14 protein-coding genes are annotated in these 15,344 nt (G+C 52.2%); 1 reads left to right on the forward strand and 13 read right to left on the reverse strand.

What is annotated here, in order from left to right; all coding sequences use genetic code 11:
* Positions 1 to 15: 15 nt before the first annotated feature.
* From HH215_RS17920 to HH215_RS17945, 6 genes are all read right to left on the reverse strand, one after another.
* On the reverse strand, positions 16 to 843 hold the full coding sequence (locus HH215_RS17920; RefSeq protein WP_169281151.1) for a carbohydrate ABC transporter permease: 828 nt from the start codon (positions 841 to 843) through the stop codon (positions 16 to 18).
* Between the two features lie 16 nt (positions 844 to 859).
* Positions 860 to 1,744, reverse strand: coding sequence for a carbohydrate ABC transporter permease (locus HH215_RS17925; protein ID WP_174887628.1), 885 nt, complete (start codon positions 1,742 to 1,744; stop codon positions 860 to 862).
* Between the two features lie 94 nt (positions 1,745 to 1,838).
* Entirely contained in the window at positions 1,839 to 3,152 is a 1,314-nt protein-coding gene (locus HH215_RS17930) for an ABC transporter substrate-binding protein (RefSeq protein WP_169281152.1), read from the reverse strand.
* Positions 3,153 to 3,270: 118 nt separating this feature from the next.
* Positions 3,271 to 4,035 (reverse strand): response regulator transcription factor, encoded by a 765-nt coding sequence (locus tag HH215_RS17935; RefSeq protein WP_169281153.1) that lies wholly within the window; start codon positions 4,033 to 4,035, stop codon positions 3,271 to 3,273.
* Positions 4,036 to 4,045: 10 nt separating this feature from the next.
* The gene (locus HH215_RS17940) at positions 4,046 to 5,824 is read right to left on the reverse strand and encodes a sensor histidine kinase (RefSeq protein WP_169281154.1); all 1,779 of its coding nucleotides are present in this window, start codon (positions 5,822 to 5,824) and stop codon (positions 4,046 to 4,048) included.
* A 153-nt stretch (positions 5,825 to 5,977) separates the two neighbouring features.
* The gene (locus tag HH215_RS17945) at positions 5,978 to 6,805 is read right to left on the reverse strand and encodes a helix-turn-helix transcriptional regulator (protein WP_169281155.1); all 828 of its coding nucleotides are present in this window, start codon (positions 6,803 to 6,805) and stop codon (positions 5,978 to 5,980) included.
* A 126-nt stretch (positions 6,806 to 6,931) separates the two neighbouring features.
* On the opposite strand from HH215_RS17945, the gene HH215_RS17950 reads away from it, so the two are divergent.
* Entirely contained in the window at positions 6,932 to 8,284 is a 1,353-nt protein-coding gene (locus HH215_RS17950) for a glycoside hydrolase family 30 protein (RefSeq protein WP_169281156.1), read from the forward strand.
* Positions 8,285 to 8,452: 168 nt separating this feature from the next.
* Here the strand turns inward: HH215_RS17950 and HH215_RS17955 are convergent, their stop codons facing one another.
* The 7 genes from HH215_RS17955 to HH215_RS17985 all read right to left on the reverse strand — a co-directional run bounded on the left by HH215_RS17955 (position 8,453) and on the right by HH215_RS17985 (position 15,342).
* Positions 8,453 to 9,376 carry a helix-turn-helix transcriptional regulator gene (locus HH215_RS17955; protein ID WP_169281157.1) on the reverse strand — a complete coding sequence of 308 codons (924 nt, stop codon included), beginning with the start codon at positions 9,374 to 9,376 and terminating at the stop codon, positions 8,453 to 8,455.
* Between the two features lie 6 nt (positions 9,377 to 9,382).
* Entirely contained in the window at positions 9,383 to 10,339 is a 957-nt protein-coding gene (locus HH215_RS17960; RefSeq protein ID WP_169281158.1) for an alpha/beta fold hydrolase, read from the reverse strand.
* A 584-nt stretch (positions 10,340 to 10,923) separates the two neighbouring features.
* Entirely contained in the window at positions 10,924 to 11,793 is an 870-nt protein-coding gene (locus HH215_RS17965) for a sugar phosphate isomerase/epimerase family protein (RefSeq protein ID WP_169281159.1), read from the reverse strand.
* Positions 11,790 to 12,782 carry a Gfo/Idh/MocA family protein gene (locus HH215_RS17970; protein ID WP_169281160.1) on the reverse strand — a complete coding sequence of 331 codons (993 nt, stop codon included), beginning with the start codon at positions 12,780 to 12,782 and terminating at the stop codon, positions 11,790 to 11,792. The genes HH215_RS17965 and HH215_RS17970 overlap by 4 nt, the downstream gene beginning before the upstream one ends.
* A 110-nt stretch (positions 12,783 to 12,892) precedes the next feature.
* Entirely contained in the window at positions 12,893 to 13,669 is a 777-nt protein-coding gene (locus HH215_RS17975) for a DeoR/GlpR family DNA-binding transcription regulator (RefSeq protein ID WP_169281161.1), read from the reverse strand.
* Positions 13,670 to 13,722: 53 nt separating this feature from the next.
* The gene (locus HH215_RS17980) at positions 13,723 to 14,772 is read right to left on the reverse strand and encodes a DUF4432 family protein (protein ID WP_169281162.1); all 1,050 of its coding nucleotides are present in this window, start codon (positions 14,770 to 14,772) and stop codon (positions 13,723 to 13,725) included.
* An 18-nt stretch (positions 14,773 to 14,790) separates the two neighbouring features.
* On the reverse strand, positions 14,791 to 15,342 hold the full coding sequence (locus HH215_RS17985) for a D-lyxose/D-mannose family sugar isomerase (RefSeq protein WP_174887629.1): 552 nt from the start codon (positions 15,340 to 15,342) through the stop codon (positions 14,791 to 14,793).
* Between the last annotated feature and the right edge of the window lie 2 nt (positions 15,343 to 15,344).

Raw genomic sequence — 15,344 nt, forward strand, 5'->3', positions numbered from 1 at the left:
AGGATCCCTCCGTAATTAGCCTTTCACAGCCGAGCTGGAAATGCCCTGAATAATATATTTCTGGCCGATCAGGAAGATCGCGATCATTGGTAAGATCGCCGCGGACGAAGCCGCCATCATCCCGTTGTAGTCGACGTTGTTTTCGAGAATGAAATTTTGCAAGCCGAGCGGAATCGTGTACAGCTTCGGACTCGTCAGGAATACGAGCGCATTCTCGTAGTCGTTCCAATGCCAAGAGAAATCGATGATCGCGAACGTGGCGAGAGCCGGCTTGGCCAGCGGTAAAATCAATCGGAAGAAAATTTTGAAATGGCCCGCCCCGTCCAGAAACGCGGATTCCGTAATCTCCTTCGGAACGCTCATGAAGAATTGCCTTAGCATGAACACCCCGAAGATCGAGAACATGCCCGGCAGAATAAGCGCCCAGTGCGTGTTATAGATGTTCATCCAGTTAAACATAATGAATTTCGGCACGAAAATAACCTGAGGCGGAATCATCATCATGGACAAGTAAACTAGGAAAAGCGCATCGCGGCCTTTGAATTCGATCCGCGCGAAGCCGTATGCCGCCAAGGCGGACAGGAATACGGCGCCTACCGTGCTGATGACCGAAATCTTGACCGAATTCAGATAATATGGAACGAAGTTGTAGTTTCCGGTCCAGATTCGCTTGTGGCTGCTCCAATCGAGTTTGGAAGGCAGCCAGCTCGAGAATACTTCGCTCGCGCTTTGGAATGACGTGCTGATCATCCATAGAAAAGGAAGAATCATGAACACGCCGGCGATGAGCATGAGAACGGTGACAAGCCATTTGGTTTTCATTCGTCCGGCCGATTCGTTCATACGATAACCCCCTTCTCTAGTAATGGACCCAGCGCTTCTGGCCGATCCACTGGATGACTGTGATCAATAAAATAACCGCGAACAAGAACCAGGAAATCGCCGAGGCGTATCCCATTTCGTAATAGCTGAATGCCGTCTTATAGACGTATAGCGACAGGATGGTCGTACTGCCGCTCGGCCCTCCGCCCGTAATCGCCTGAATCAACGAGAACGATTTCATCGTCATGATGAGGCCGGTAATCAGCAATAGGAACGTCGTAGGGCTGACGAGCGGCCATACGATTTTCCAAGTGATCGTTCTCGTGCTCGCTCCGTCGATCCTCGCCGCTTCCAGTTGTTCCGTGGAAATCTCCTGAAGCGCGGCCAGGTAAATGATCATGTTATAGCCGAGCATGAACCAGATCTGCACGACGTCGATCGCGTACATCGCCGTGTCGGGATCCGCGAACCAGCCCGGAGGAGAGGCGATGCCGATCCATCTGAGCACTTCGTTGATCGGACCGTGCGACGGCTGGAACAGAAGCATCCAGACGAACGCGACGGCAACTCCGCTCGAGATATACGGAAGGAAGAACATCCCGCGAAGCAAGCCTTTCAGGTAAACGCTCCGGTTAAGCACGAGTGCAACGATGAACGCAAGCACGAGCGAAACCGGTACCGACAGAAGGAAAATTCCCGTATGCTTGATCGCGCCGTAGAACTGCTCGTCCTGAAACAAACGTTTAAGGTTATCCATCCCCGTGAACGAATAATTCGGATTGGCAAATTGATAGTCGGTAAACATAAGACCGAACGAATATAACGCGGGAACAATGAAGAATAGCAGAATGCCGAGCATGTTCGGCATGATGAACGCGTACCCTACCCAGCCTTGCTTCTGAATCCAGCTTCGCCGTTTCACGGAATCGCCGCCTTTCTTAAACTCCGAATGAATGCAACAAAGAGAAGAAGGAAGCGTCGTTCCTTCTTCTCTCCGCCGCGATAGATCTATTCGATTACTTAATGTACTCCTGGTGTCTCTTCGCCATATTAGCCAAGGTCGTATCCAGATCTTGTTTGTTCAAGAAGTACTTCTCGTACTCCTCTTTCCTCGCATCTACGACTTGTTGAGGTACGCTTAATTGGAACGACTCGAAACTGCCGAATACGACTTTGTTCAAGGAGTCGACGTCGTATTTGTCTTCTACGCCCTTCAGCAGAAGTTCGATCGCCTGTTTGCTGTCCACGCTCTTGGAGGAAGGAATGCGTCCGCCGCTTGCCATTGGCAGCATGCCGCCGTCGGCATACCATTTCGCGAATTTCCATGCCGCGTCTTGATTTTTGGATTTAGCGTTAACCGACAGCACGTCCCCGACTCCGCCCGGATACTTGAAATCTTTCTGATCCGCGGAGACGCGCGGAGTCGTCGCGAACGCGATTTGGAAGTCGTGAGGGAATTCGGTCAAGTTGTTCGCATTGCGGAAAATGAATTCTCCCGCGTTCAGCATCGCCGCCTCGCCTTTCAGGAACATCGTGTCCACGGGCATCTTGCTCGTCAATTGCTCTCCGTATTCGGGAGTCGACTTATCCTTGAACATCATATCGTGCAGCGTTTGGAAATACTTCTTCCAGAGATCGTTATTAAAGTTGGACGTTCCGTCCGCTTTCGTTACGCCGAGCCCCGCAACCGTACCGTCCATCGTGTTCGTGAAACTGGCATCGTGCTGGAGTAAGCCGTATACGTTATCTTTCTTGAGCTTGATCGCATATTGCTGCACATCGTCCCATGTCCAATCCAGCGGAGGAACGGGCAAACCCGCGTCGTCGAGCATCTTCTTGTTCAACCAGAAGAACGCCATGTTTTTCTTGGTCGGCATGCCGTAGTATTTATCGTTGATTTTCCAGAGGGCCGCGTCCGGACCCATCTGATCATCGATGTTATAGTCCGTCTTCGCGCTCAAGTCTACGGCAACGCCCGCATCCACGCGCTTCTGCAAACGAGTTAACGTGTAGTTGATGAACAGGTCCGACTCTTGCCCCGTCATAAGCGCGGTATCCAGCTTCAGGTTCCCCGCGTCATCATTGACGTAACGTACGTATTCTACTTTGACGTCGGCATTTTCCGCGTTCCACGCGTCTATTACGGCTTGAGGTCCGGCTTCCGCGGGAACGGCGCCCCATAGCGTCAGCTTGATCTTCTCGCTTCCGGAATTCCCGGATGAAGCCGGCGCTCCGTTGCCGTTCGCGTCGTTATTGGCTCCGCAACCGGCAAGCAGCACCGCCGCGATGACGAAACAAAGCGTTGAGACCAACCACTTTTTCTTATTCATTCGTCTTATCCCCCTAAACATATGTTTGCTCTACGTGTATAACTTTATCATCGGGGAACGGTTTGGGGATGAACGGCATTTGGACATTCATAGAACGGATTTTGTTTCTTTCGCGAACTTAATCCGACGCAATCCCTTTCCGGTATTCGTTCGGAGTAGCCTCGCACCAACGTTTGAAAATTTTGATGAAATAATTATCGTTCTCGAAGCCGACCTGCCGGCCGATCTCGCTGACCGTCTTATCCGTCTCCGCGAGCAGCATCTTAGCCGCTTGTATTCTCCGGTTCTGAATATAGTGGGTTAAGGTCGAACCCGTCTTCTTCTTGAACAAGTCGCTAACGTAGCTCGCATCCATCCGAATATACTCGGCAAGTCCTTTGAGCGTGATCTCTTCCGCGTAATGCTCTTCGATGTAGCCGATGATTCGGTTCATCTCGGGATGATCGGTCGGCTCGGCCTGATTGCCGCCAGGAAACCACTTGTCGACCTTGCGCAGCTTCTCTCTTTGCTCCAACTCGTTAACGACCTTCATCATCGCTTGTCGCAAACCGTTGACGTCGAGCGACAGCTTGAGCAAATAACCCGAAGCCCCGTACTCGAGCGCTTGCCGGGCATATTCGAACTCGCTCATCGCCGTGAGCATGACGAACCTGCAATCGAAGCCTTCTTCCCTAGCTTGCATCAGCAGTTTAACTCCATCCATGATCGGCATATCGATATCGGTGATGACGACGTCGGGCCGGATTTCGCGAATGATCGCCAGAGCCTCTCTCCCGTCCGCGGCCTCGCCAACGATCTCGAACGGAATGTCTGCTTTCTTGAACAGCTTGCGCATGCTGGCTCTTGCCGGTTGTTCATCCTCGACGATCAAAGTCCGCCACATGGCCATCCTCCTATTCATCCTTCCGATACGGCTTAGACAACAGAAGCGGCATATGCATGACGACTCTCGTCCCTGTATCCAACGCTTCCAAGGTTAGTCCCGTGCTTTGGTTTTTGAAGATCAATTCCAAGCTTTCCCGTATGTTCTGGACTCCGATGCTTTTCCTTTGGCGAGACGGCTTCTTCCGATTCGCTTGCTCGAGTCCGACGCCGTTGTCCGTCACTTCCAAATACAGCAGCGAACCGCGCGCCGAAGCTTTAATCTCGATCAGACCGGATTGCGGCGATTGTCCGAAGCCGTGCAATAAGCTATTCTCCACGAGCGGCTGCAAACAGAATTTCGGAATAAGCGCGTATCTCAGCTCCTCGTCCACCTCGTATTCGATCGTAATCCCATGGCCGAACCGCGCTTTTTGAATACCCATATAAGAATCGATCAACACCATTTCTTCCTTGAGAAAAATCAGATCGACTTCCGTGTTAAGCGTCGTCTCCAATATTTTCCCCAACGAAACGCAGATTTCGTAGATGTCGTCTTCGTCTTTATCCAGCGCGATGCTCTTGATCGTATTCAGCGTATTGAGCAGGAAATGGGGGTTCATCTGCGCCAATAGCACCTGAAACCTTACGAACTGCTTTTGTCTCTCCTCAAGCTTCAATCGTTCCAACAAATCGTTAATGTCGTCAATCATCGAGTTAAAACTTCGCGTCAATGCCAGTATCTCGCCTCTTCCTTGTTCCGGCAGCTTGACCTTCAGGTTCGCCTTCACGGACGTATCCATCTTCTTCTGGAACAGCTTAAGAGGAACCGTAATCGTAGAAGAAATCAAATAAGTGAGCAGCACGAACAAGAGCAGAATAACGCCGAAGCCCAGAAAAAAGCGCTGTTTCTGCTTGTCCACTTCCTTGAACAATTGCGCAAGTGGCACCTTCTTCACGAGATAACCGTCAAGCTCCTTAATCCGGCTGAACGTATAAAGCGTTCTCTCCTTGCCGTCGATGAACGAAGTGGGTAACGCATCCTCGGGAGAGGAGATAATATTCGATATGATCGTCTCACTGATCGTCTGCTCCGCTATCGATTGGATCATCGTCTGGCCGGACGAGTTCAGCAGAAAATAAGCCCCTTCCTCTTGCCGATCTTCCGTCGTGCGGCTGAACCATTCCTCGTAATCGATGCTGAAGCGTCCATACGCGTAAGGCTTCATGCCCTCGTCGCGAAGCACCTGATAGAGACTGAGCATTTTGCGGCTGTTCGTCCACTCCCGAATGACGTAATTCTTGTCGTTGGGGTTCCAGATATACCTTTCCCCGCCTTCCCGTTGCAGAACTTTCACCCAAGACTCGGCTTTCAGCTCCTCGTAATTCAAAGCATTCTGGGGAAGAAAGGACGTATAAGCATTCCCGTGAAAATCCATTAACGTGTAATACACGGTAGCTCCCGTAAGGAAAAAGCTGTTTTCGATGCCGCCGAATTTGTTCTCCACGGCCTTCTTCCGCTTAATATCGTCGAGCTGCTCCGGTTCTTTCATCACCGATTGCAAGTACGTATCTTGCTCTAGCAGCAATCCCGTCTTCATGACGAGACTCATCAAATCGACGAAACCGTTCTTGATTCCCGCGAGCTGTTCCATGTTCTTGGCCGAAGCGTTCTCCTGCAGAACCCGCTCCGTTTCCTTGAAGTTATAGACGACGAGCAAGGCGATCGGTGCCAATAAGAACAATAAGAATGCCAGCAAAATGCGATTCTTGAACGTCTCGGGCGTTAACCTTCTGAACCACCGTTTCATCCGCGATGTCCTCCCCGCCGCGAGGTAAGTTTGTTTGAGGGTAATCATAAATCAAATCGATCCCTGGGTCTAGCTAGCTCGATTCGGAAGGGGAAATGCCGGGGAAAATCTTCAAAGAGAGGCAACTTGGGCGGATAGGCCGCTGGGGGCGGCTTAAACTCGTGAAATCGTAGAGTCGGGATTAGAAGCCCTTTTCTTCCGGTATTGACCGGGGGAAATGCCGTAAGTTTCGCGGAATACCCGGTGAAAGTAAGTGTAGCTGCTTAGTCCCGTCTCCGTGGCGATTTGCTCCAAGGACATCAGACTGTGATCGAGTAGCTCCAACGCATGAGAGAGCCTTAGTTGCTGGACGTACTGCATCGCGGATATTCCGAAATGCTCCTTGAACAGATGTACGGCCCGCGATACGCTTAGTCCGGCATGACCTGCGACATCTTGCAATCTCAAAACCTTAGCGGCGTTCTCTTCGATATAGTTCCTCATCTTCAAAGCATGGAAAGCGGATACCGACTGGGCTGGCGGAGCCTCTTCGAGCGCACGGTCCAGCAACAGCAGCAGCGAACGGACAAGCAGCGCGATCAATTCCGAATGGCCGCCGTCAAGACGTCTTCTTTCCAAGATCAATTGATGCCAGATCCCTTTGATCCGCTCGTCTTCCGCGATTCTTTTGCGAGTAGGCCTTCGCTTCTCTCCCCACCAGTCGTCGATTCCTTTTCCGGTACAGAAGACGAAATAATCCCCGTTCGGTTTCATCGGCTGTCCGGGCGTACCGATCCTTAGCTCGTAAATATCTCCGGGCTTGAATAACAGCAGATCCCCGGGAAGCACTTCGGTCAATTCCCCGTCGATCAGCGCTTGGCTAACCCCTTCAATTTGTAATCGGATAATATAGGTATCGAGGCCGTTGCCGTATTCATGCTTGAACGGCTCCTGATGTCTCGAATACTCGCAAAGTTGAACGTTAATATCGCTAACCGTCATACTGTCACCCTCAATTCTCGCGCCTACTATGACCAGATCGTATAGGTTTTCAATCACATTGTTTCTACATATGTTGCGGCTTTTCCTCCTATAATAATCATATAAATATTTATGGAGGTTAACCAAATGAGCCAAAGAAAAGTCAGACTCATCCAGACGGAACAGAAATCGCAGGACAGGCTCTCGGAGAAAGCTTCTTTATTGTTCCACGCTGATGAGAAGGGCGTAGAAACCCAACTGATCAACGTATACGACGATTTGACATATCAAGAAATCATCGGTTTCGGAGGTGCCATTACGGAAGCATCTGCCGTAACCGCCGCCAAGCTCGGAGAAGCAAACAAAAATAAAATCATCCAAGCTTATTTCGATGCGGAAGAAGGCATCGGCTATACGCTCTGCCGCACGCACATCAACAGCTGCGACTTCTCCGTCGGCAACTACGCCTACGTGGAAGAAGAAGATGCTACGCTAGCCAACTTCGATATTAGCCGGGATAAGGAAGCTCTTATTCCTTACATCAAACAGGCATACGCTGCCGCCGGGGACGATTTCCTGTTGTACGCGTCGCCATGGAGCCCGCCCGCCTGGATGAAGACGAACGGAGAAATGAACAACGGCGGAAAGTTAAAACCGGAATACCGCGAAGCTTGGGCGCGTTATTACGTCAAGTTCATCGAAGCTTACGAAGCGGAAGGTTTGCCGATCTGGGGTTTAACGGTTCAGAACGAAGCCAAAGCCGTGCAAATCTGGGATTCCTGCATCTATACCGCCGAGGAAGAGAGGGATTTCGTTCGCGATCATCTGGGGCCTGCCCTTGAAGCAGCGGATCTCTCCCGAATTCGCCTCATGATATGGGATCACAACAAAGAACGCGTATATGACCGCGCCAAGGTTGCATTCCTGGATGCGGAAGCATCCAAATATATTTGGGGTATCGGCTTCCACTGGTATTCCGGGGATCACTTCCAAGCGTTGTCCGCCGTGCATGACCGGTTTCCGGACAAGGGCCTCATATTCACGGAAGGCTGCCACGAAGGAGGCGTACAGCTCGGCTCTTGGAAAAGCGGCGAGCGCTACGCTCATGACATCATCGGCAACCTGAACAATTGGATGTCCGGATGGACCGATTGGAACATCGTATTGGATGAGCAAGGCGGTCCGAACCATGTCGGCAATTACTGCGACGCGCCGATTATCGCGGATACGCAAAACGATTCGCTCACGTTCCAAAGCTCTTATTACTACATCGGCCACTTCAGCAAGTATATTCGTCCTGGCGCCGTGAGAATCGCCAGCTCTAAATATACGGAGAAGCTGGACACGATCGCGTTCAAGAACGTAGATGGAACGATCGCCGTCGTCGTGCTTAACCGCACGGATGAAGATCTTCCGTATATCGTTCGGAACCGCGATGAGCTTGCCGAGTCCGTAAGTCCGGCTCATTCCATTCAAACCTTGTTATTTGCTTGCGAGTAGAGGGAGAAATCGTCCCATGTCTCTCCGTCGAGCCCGACCCGAAGTCCGCTGAAGGCGAGTCGGAAAGATTGACCGTGGACGCTTGAGCGCAATACCTCTCTTATATCCAAAAAGAGCACCGAATCCGTAGCGGCGGACTCGGTGCTCTCTCTTTATTTCTCGTAAAGTTTAATCCCGATACTTCTCTAGCATCTGCTCTATTCGCTCTTTCACGTATAGTCTCAACTCCGGGGGCTCGATAATCTCGATGCCGGTCCCGAAGCTTAGAATTCTCGAAACGACCCATTCGTAAGGGGAATCTCGAGTATCCCGGGACACCCGGAGGACTAGAGTTAACGAACCGTCTTCGTCGAACCTTCTATCCGCTTCCGCGAAAACGTCGAGCGAGTGCGCCAACGAATTCGCGGACACGCGCAATACGATCTCGAGGGTTCTATCGTACATCCTGTAAGGCCGTTCGGATTGTTCAATTCGGACATCATGTTTGTTATGGAATTTTTCCTCCGTCGAATCCAATTCCGCGATCCTCGACAGCTTAAATTCCCGATAATCCTTGCGCGTTCTGCAATAGCCGTACAAATACCAAGTATTGAACTTGTAAGAAAGATTGACCGGCTCCACGACTCGGGCCGCTCTCTCGTTCTTGGCGTTAATATACTCGAACTTCACGACGAAGCGTTCGATAATCGCCGTTCTTAACAACCGCAGAAAATCGTTGTACACGCCCCAGCTCCCGATATCCATCGTCATGGTCGGAGCGCGATCGCCGTTGTCCACGGTCTGAAGGCGATGGATCGTTTCCGCCGCCCGGTCGTCTTTGAACACTCGGGACAGACTGTTCAGTACGGTAACCAAAGAGGCTACGTCGTACGAGCCTAACAAACTCTTTTCCATTTTGTACGCTTCCATGATTCCATAGCCGCCATTGGCCCCATGATAGGAGACGACCGGTATACCCGCCGCGCAAATGATGTCGATATCGCGATAGATCGTTCTCTGGGAAACTTTATATTTGGCCGCCAATTCCGACGCGGATACGATCTCGTTATTGAGCAGCCTGTAAATGATCGAAATGAGTCTCTCCAGCTTCATTCCGAATCAGCCTAAGAAAAATTGAATCGTCTTGTCCGTCGATCCCGGAAGATGCTCATGGCCGAAGTCCGGGTATATGACTACCTGCTTAGGCGCGATCATCTTATTGTAGGCGGCGAATTGAGTGGAAGGAGGACATATCGTATCCATGAGACCGACGAACATCAGAACGTCGCCGCGAATACGATCGGCAAGATACTGCAAGTCGATATAACCGAGTTTCTCGAAAATTTCGTCCTCGCGTTCATGCAACGGATCGAAGTGGCGGAAAAACGTACGCAGTTCTTGGTAAGCATCTTTCGCCAAATCCATCTCCCACGTCCGCTTATAGTCGCATAGGAACGGAAACACCGGCGCAAGCTTCTTCACGCGCGGTTCGAGCGCCGCGCAAGCGATCGTCAGGGCTCCGCCCTGGGAACCTCCGGCCGCGTAAACGCGTTCCGGGTCGACTTCCGGAAGTTCAAGCGCGATCCCCGCTAATTGGGCCGTATCTAGATAAATATGTCTGAATAACAGATTGTCGGGATGATCATCGAGCCCGCGAATGATATGCCCTTGATGAGTCGTGCCCTTCACGCCTCCCGTATCCTCGGACGATCCGCCTTGACCTCGACAATCCATGGCCAGCACGGAGAAGCCAAGCGACGCGTATGCCAGCTTATCGTTCCAATCCCCTGCATTACCCGTATACCCATGGAACAACACAACGGCGGGGTGAGGCTCGTTAACGTTTCGGGGACGCACGTATTTCGCGTGTATGCGAGCGCCGCGCACTCCCGTGAAATAAAGATCGAAGCACTCGGCTTGCGGCGTCTGGAACTCGCTCGGAATAAGCTCGACTTGCGGATCCACGGCCCGCATCTCCGCAATCGCCCGATCCCAATAAACATCGAAATCGGCCGGACGCGGATTGATTCCTTGATACTCTTTTAACTTCTCAAGCGGCATATCGACTAACGGCATTTGACGAACATCCCTTTCAACGGAAAATAATAGAATGGATACATCTAGCACCCATCGTATCACATTGGAAGGCAATTCCACACCCATATATACGTAAAATAGCCCCCGTTTATATCATGATAAACGGAGGCTATCGTTGACAACGGCTATTCATTTATCGTCTTCCCTATCCTTTCATTCCGCGCCATTGCATATATGCGCTATCGAATCTTATACTCCTTGCATTCCCTGCTTGTCTATGATCGATTGGGTCCCGCATGCCCACGGATTACGAAAAAGCTGTCACCTGCTTCTTCTCGGCACGATCCGATCCCGGCATGCTTCGCTTTCATTCTCCAATGGACTATCCCCTTTCGGTTTGAAGTTTATTTTAATCGGCTCAGGCGCTTGGTTAGCCTTGCGGCAATAACGAATGCCCTACGGTGGTGGAGGGTCCGATTCGTCTTTCGTGCGCCTGAAACCGAGTAAAACCGCTCGCCTTGCGAGAGAGAAACCTCGATTTCGTATTTCATCGTTACCTTTATGCTTCTTATTAACCCGATATTAACGAGGTTAAACAGCCAACGGAGAAATAAACCGCATGATCACCTAAAATATCGAACCAAATGGGCCAACGCTTTTTCCACGCCCTGGCACTCGGCATCCAGCGAACCCCAGTATCGGTGATCCTCCAACTCTATGCTGATCGCTCCGCGATAACCGATCCGTTCCAAGCGAACGGCGACTTTGCCCCAATCCACCTCTCCGTGTCCCGGTATCGTATACCGCCAAGAGCCTTCCGAGAAGTCGTATTTTGACCCGAAGGTGGCCGGCAACGTCCCGCACTCGTACATCTCATCGGACAAAATCTCCGTATCCTTCCCATGGCAGTGGTTGATCCGCTCACCGAATTCGGATAACGCGCGAATATAATCGATACCTAACCGAACCAAATGGGAGGGATCGTAATTAAGTCCGAAATGCTTCGATGGAATCGCCTCGAACATCGCCCGCCACATCTCGGGGGTACATCCGAGCGTCGGATAATAAGGCGCAGGTCCCGGCCAGCCCTCGATAGCCATGTAGATTCCCTTCTTCTCGGCATGTTTGACAAGCTCCGGGAACGTATCTTTCCAAATTGCGAAGCCTTCCGCGCGAGGAAGCGTAACATCGTCGGGCACCAGGCACATGAACAGAATCTGCCCGCCGAGCTCGGACATTCCGTCCATTTGCTTCTTCAGAGTTTCCGCCGCGTCCGAGCGAAGAGCTTCGTCCCGGCTAAGCAAATACCTGACGTTCCGCGCATCCACCGAACCGATGCCGATGCCGGCTCCGTCGCAAGCCGATTTCACTTCATGCGTTAATTCCGGCACATCCAGAACGTCCAATCCGGTTTTCGCCGCCCAATCGGCTACCGCATGAATTCCCTCCTTCCCGATCTTGGGAGGAATTCGCATGCCTAATTTGTAATTCATAGGTCAGCTCCCTTACCGCTCGCAATTGGGATTGGAGAATATCCGGCACCTTCGTAGATCATCTCCGATAGCTTCACGACCTTGTAGGCGAATTCTCCGCTTACCGCTACATCGCTCCGGCCTAGAACGGCGTCAATGAAGCTCTTGTCTTGGTTGGTCGTCTGCTCCGGAAGCTCCGGCACGATCGGTTCCTCCTTGTAACGTCTAAGCGTAATCTTGCCATTCTCGTAGAAAATCCCGCCTTCTTCTCCGCAGAACACGTATGTTTCATGCCAGCACGGCGAATATCCCACAAGATTCAGCGAGGCTATCGCCCCCTCGGCAAATCGGATCGAAGTAAACGTGTCAATCTCGACCGGCGACCCATGCTTGTGCAATTGAGGCTTAACCTCTATCGGCGTAAGTCCCGTCGTCCACAACAAGACATCGATAATATGGCTGCCGGAGTCCATGAGAAAACCGCCGCCCGACAGGGACGGATCTTGGCGCCATGTTCCGGGAGTTCCCTGCTTCCACTCCTGATAGAGAGAGGCCGTAATGGAAGTCAGCTTGCCGATCTCCCCTCTAGCGATTGCATCTTTAATATACAGAAACTCGGGTTGAAAATGACGCTGGTACGACACCTGCAATATTTTACCCGACTTGTTAGCCGTTTCGATCAGTTGAGCAGCCTCGCCGGATGAGCAGGTCATCGGTTTCTCGATCAAGACATGAAGTCCGCGGTTCAGAACGTCCATCGCTTGCTTGAAATGCAGCGTGTGAGGGGAACAGATGACTACGGCATCCAACTCGCAACTATCGAGCATCATCGCGTAATCGCCGAACTCTTCTACCCCCGACAAGTCAAACTTGCCGATAAATGATTCCCTGCTTTTATCGCTGGTATCCGAGATTGCGACAATCTCTACCTCCGGCAACTCCAGCAATTGCCTACCGTGCCATTGCGCGATGCCTCCCGTACCGATCATTCCGACGCGAATGCTGCTCATTGAATTTACCCTCCCGCGATATGAGAATCGGATAAGACAGCTTCAGGGTAGCAAATAACCGTAATCGTGTATATACGCAAACGCGACATGCTCCTACGATATTGGCGATGTTAGAATGGGTTCGCGATCTCCAACCGGATACCCGCTTCTTCGCAAGCCCTCTGGAGGTCATCATCCGGCAAGCGATCCGTCACTATCCGTCCTACTCCCGCTAGAGGAGCGAAAGATACGAGCACCTTGGCCCCGAACTTCGTATGGTCGAGCACGATATTCGTTTCCGCCGCCTGTCGGATCGCGATCTGCTTGATCTCCGCCTCGTAAATGTTCGAGTTGCTGAATCCGTGTTCGGTATTCACGCCGGTCGCGCCTAGGAAAATACGATCGAACGCCATTCCCGCCAAGCTTTGCGCCGCGATCGGACCGACGAGGGAGTTCGTCGCCTCGAGCAGCATGCCTCCGGTCATAAGTACCGGTATTTGTTTGCCGGACAGCTCCGCCAACACGTTAACCGCGTTGGTCACCACCGTAATCTTCATTCCGGCCGGCAAAAACTTCGCGATCTGCGAGGTTGTCGTACCGCCGTCCATGAATACGGATTCCCCCGGTTGAATCAAGGACGCCGCATGACGGCCGATCCTCGCTTTCTCTTCCGTCAGAATGCCCGCCCTCTCCTGCAGGGCAACGTCTTTGCCGATGAATATAGCTCCCCCGAACGTCCGTTTGATCGCCCCGGTCTCTTCCAACTTCTCGAGATCCCGGCGGATCGTCATCTCCGTTACTTGGTAGGTTTCCTTCAGAATCGCGAGTTTCAATTCGCCCTCCCGGGAAATATGCTCCAGCATTTGCTGCTGCCTTGCGTTCAAACCTGGATATGCGTTTGTCCTCATCCGAAATGGCCTCCCGATTATCGTCTTGCCCGGTGTGCCTTTATTATCGCCGTCTAGCTGGTGACATTCAACTCTAACCGGTAGTTAGCCGAGGATCCTGGTTGCAAAATGAACGGTCCGCCATGGTTCTGTTCCTCCGCTCGTCCTTCTACCCTGCAATTGGAAGGCTCCAATCCGAGCACATGCTCGCCCGCGCCGGGCATGCGCCACTGAACGAGGTTCGGAAGCGTATCGACGGACCACTTTAGCGTTACCGCGAGAGGTCGACTAACGCCGCCTGCCGGAAAACGAGAATTGCTTACCCGCGCTTCCGCCATACCTTCCGCGTCCGCAGCCTCCCGCCTAAGTAAATGGTAATATACGGTTTCTTCGATCAACGCATCCGGCGCTTCCCATCGGCCGCATTTTTCAAGCAAAGCGCCTCCGCTTCCCCGGGCTTCGCTATCGGCCTCCGGCAATACAATCTCCGTATGTTCCCCTAATAGAGGAAAGCCGAAGTTGAAATGGTAGAGCATCATATGAGCGGCGGGTTGGAAACCGAAGTTCTCCACCCGGTCGTTGATCGTAACCCGGTTGTCTCCTAGACGACCGGAGATGCTTCTCGTCAGTCTAAGCTTGCTGCCGAAAATCGCGGTTTCTTCCACCACGCCCGAAACTTCCCACTCCAGTTCGTCGCCTACCCATTGTTCTCGTACGTTAACGTTTTTCGCGGGTGTATGATGAATCCTTCCATGCAGTCCATATGAACCTGTATCATCCGACGACGGCGAACCGACATGCGACAGACCGCACGTCATGAGAAGCCCGCCGGAAGCGGTGCGAAGCCAACCGACTCCCTCCGGTTCGTAATGCATAGGATGCGCGTTGCCGTTGGGAGATTGCCAGGATAAGGACGCTCCCCACGCTTGGGCATGAGAGATATCGAGACCTTTGGAGGGAACCACGTCGAAGGAAAGTCCGGCTCCCGTCCGGACTTCAATCAGCTCCGTGCCCGCTTCCTTGCCTTCCGTCAGCTTCATTCGCCGAACGCCGCCGATCTGTCCGAGATGACCGACGCGGGCTTCGACTTCCCGGCGCGTCATCTTCTCCCCGTATAACAGCAAGCCGAGCGCCTCCTCTCGTTAATCTTCAAGGATAACGGGCATTCTCACGATGTCGGGATCCGTGAAAATATCGAATTCGTCCCGGCTCGTGCTGGAAAATTCCGATACGATCGCGCCGTCCGGACCGCCTTGAAACCAATGCTTCGTTCCGGGAGGAATCGTATATTGCTCTCCCGGGAGAAGGACGATTTCGTGGAATACGGTATACGATGCGGCGCTCCGAGCGGGAACGATAGCTTGAATATTCGGCGACGCCTCCCCCTCCACGTACAACATTACGCTGCCCCATCGGCAACGAAACGTCTCCATCTTACCCGGCTCTCCGTTCACTGGTGGATGAATATGCTCCGGGCAAGTCTGTCTTGGGAACAAGACCAGATCCTTAGCGCAATACCGGTCCGTATTCACGTACGTGATCAGTTCAAGGCCCTGCGTCTCCAATTGGCCTAACCCGAAACACGCGACCTCGATTCGATCGCTTTCCTCGGCGGTCAATACGATGCCCGCCTTGGCGAACAACTCAGCCGTGCGAGCTTGCGCGCGTTTCACTTCGCTTCGTAATATGGACATCC

The sequence above is a fragment of the Cohnella herbarum genome (assembly GCF_012849095.1).
In the GTDB taxonomy this organism is placed as follows: Bacteria; Bacillota; Bacilli; order Paenibacillales; family Paenibacillaceae; genus Cohnella; species Cohnella herbarum.

Coding starts and splice junctions, on each gene's coding strand:
- HH215_RS17950 (WP_169281156.1), top strand. CDS start 6,932: ATGAGCCAAAGAAAAGTCAGACTCATCCAGACGGAACAGAAATCGCAG.
- HH215_RS17985 (WP_174887629.1), bottom strand. CDS start 15,342: ATGTCCATATTACGAAGCGAAGTGAAACGCGCGCAAGCTCGCACGGCT.
- HH215_RS17940 (WP_169281154.1), bottom strand. CDS start 5,824: ATGAAACGGTGGTTCAGAAGGTTAACGCCCGAGACGTTCAAGAATCGC.
- HH215_RS17955 (WP_169281157.1), bottom strand. CDS start 9,376: ATGAAGCTGGAGAGACTCATTTCGATCATTTACAGGCTGCTCAATAAC.
- HH215_RS17920 (WP_169281151.1), bottom strand. CDS start 843: ATGAACGAATCGGCCGGACGAATGAAAACCAAATGGCTTGTCACCGTT.
- HH215_RS17945 (WP_169281155.1), bottom strand. CDS start 6,805: ATGACGGTTAGCGATATTAACGTTCAACTTTGCGAGTATTCGAGACAT.
- HH215_RS17975 (WP_169281161.1), bottom strand. CDS start 13,669: ATGAGGACAAACGCATATCCAGGTTTGAACGCAAGGCAGCAGCAAATG.
- HH215_RS17960 (WP_169281158.1), bottom strand. CDS start 10,339: ATGCCGTTAGTCGATATGCCGCTTGAGAAGTTAAAAGAGTATCAAGGA.
- HH215_RS17935 (WP_169281153.1), bottom strand. CDS start 4,035: ATGTGGCGGACTTTGATCGTCGAGGATGAACAACCGGCAAGAGCCAGC.
- HH215_RS17930 (WP_169281152.1), bottom strand. CDS start 3,152: ATGAATAAGAAAAAGTGGTTGGTCTCAACGCTTTGTTTCGTCATCGCG.
- HH215_RS17965 (WP_169281159.1), bottom strand. CDS start 11,793: ATGAATTACAAATTAGGCATGCGAATTCCTCCCAAGATCGGGAAGGAG.
- HH215_RS17970 (WP_169281160.1), bottom strand. CDS start 12,782: ATGAGCAGCATTCGCGTCGGAATGATCGGTACGGGAGGCATCGCGCAA.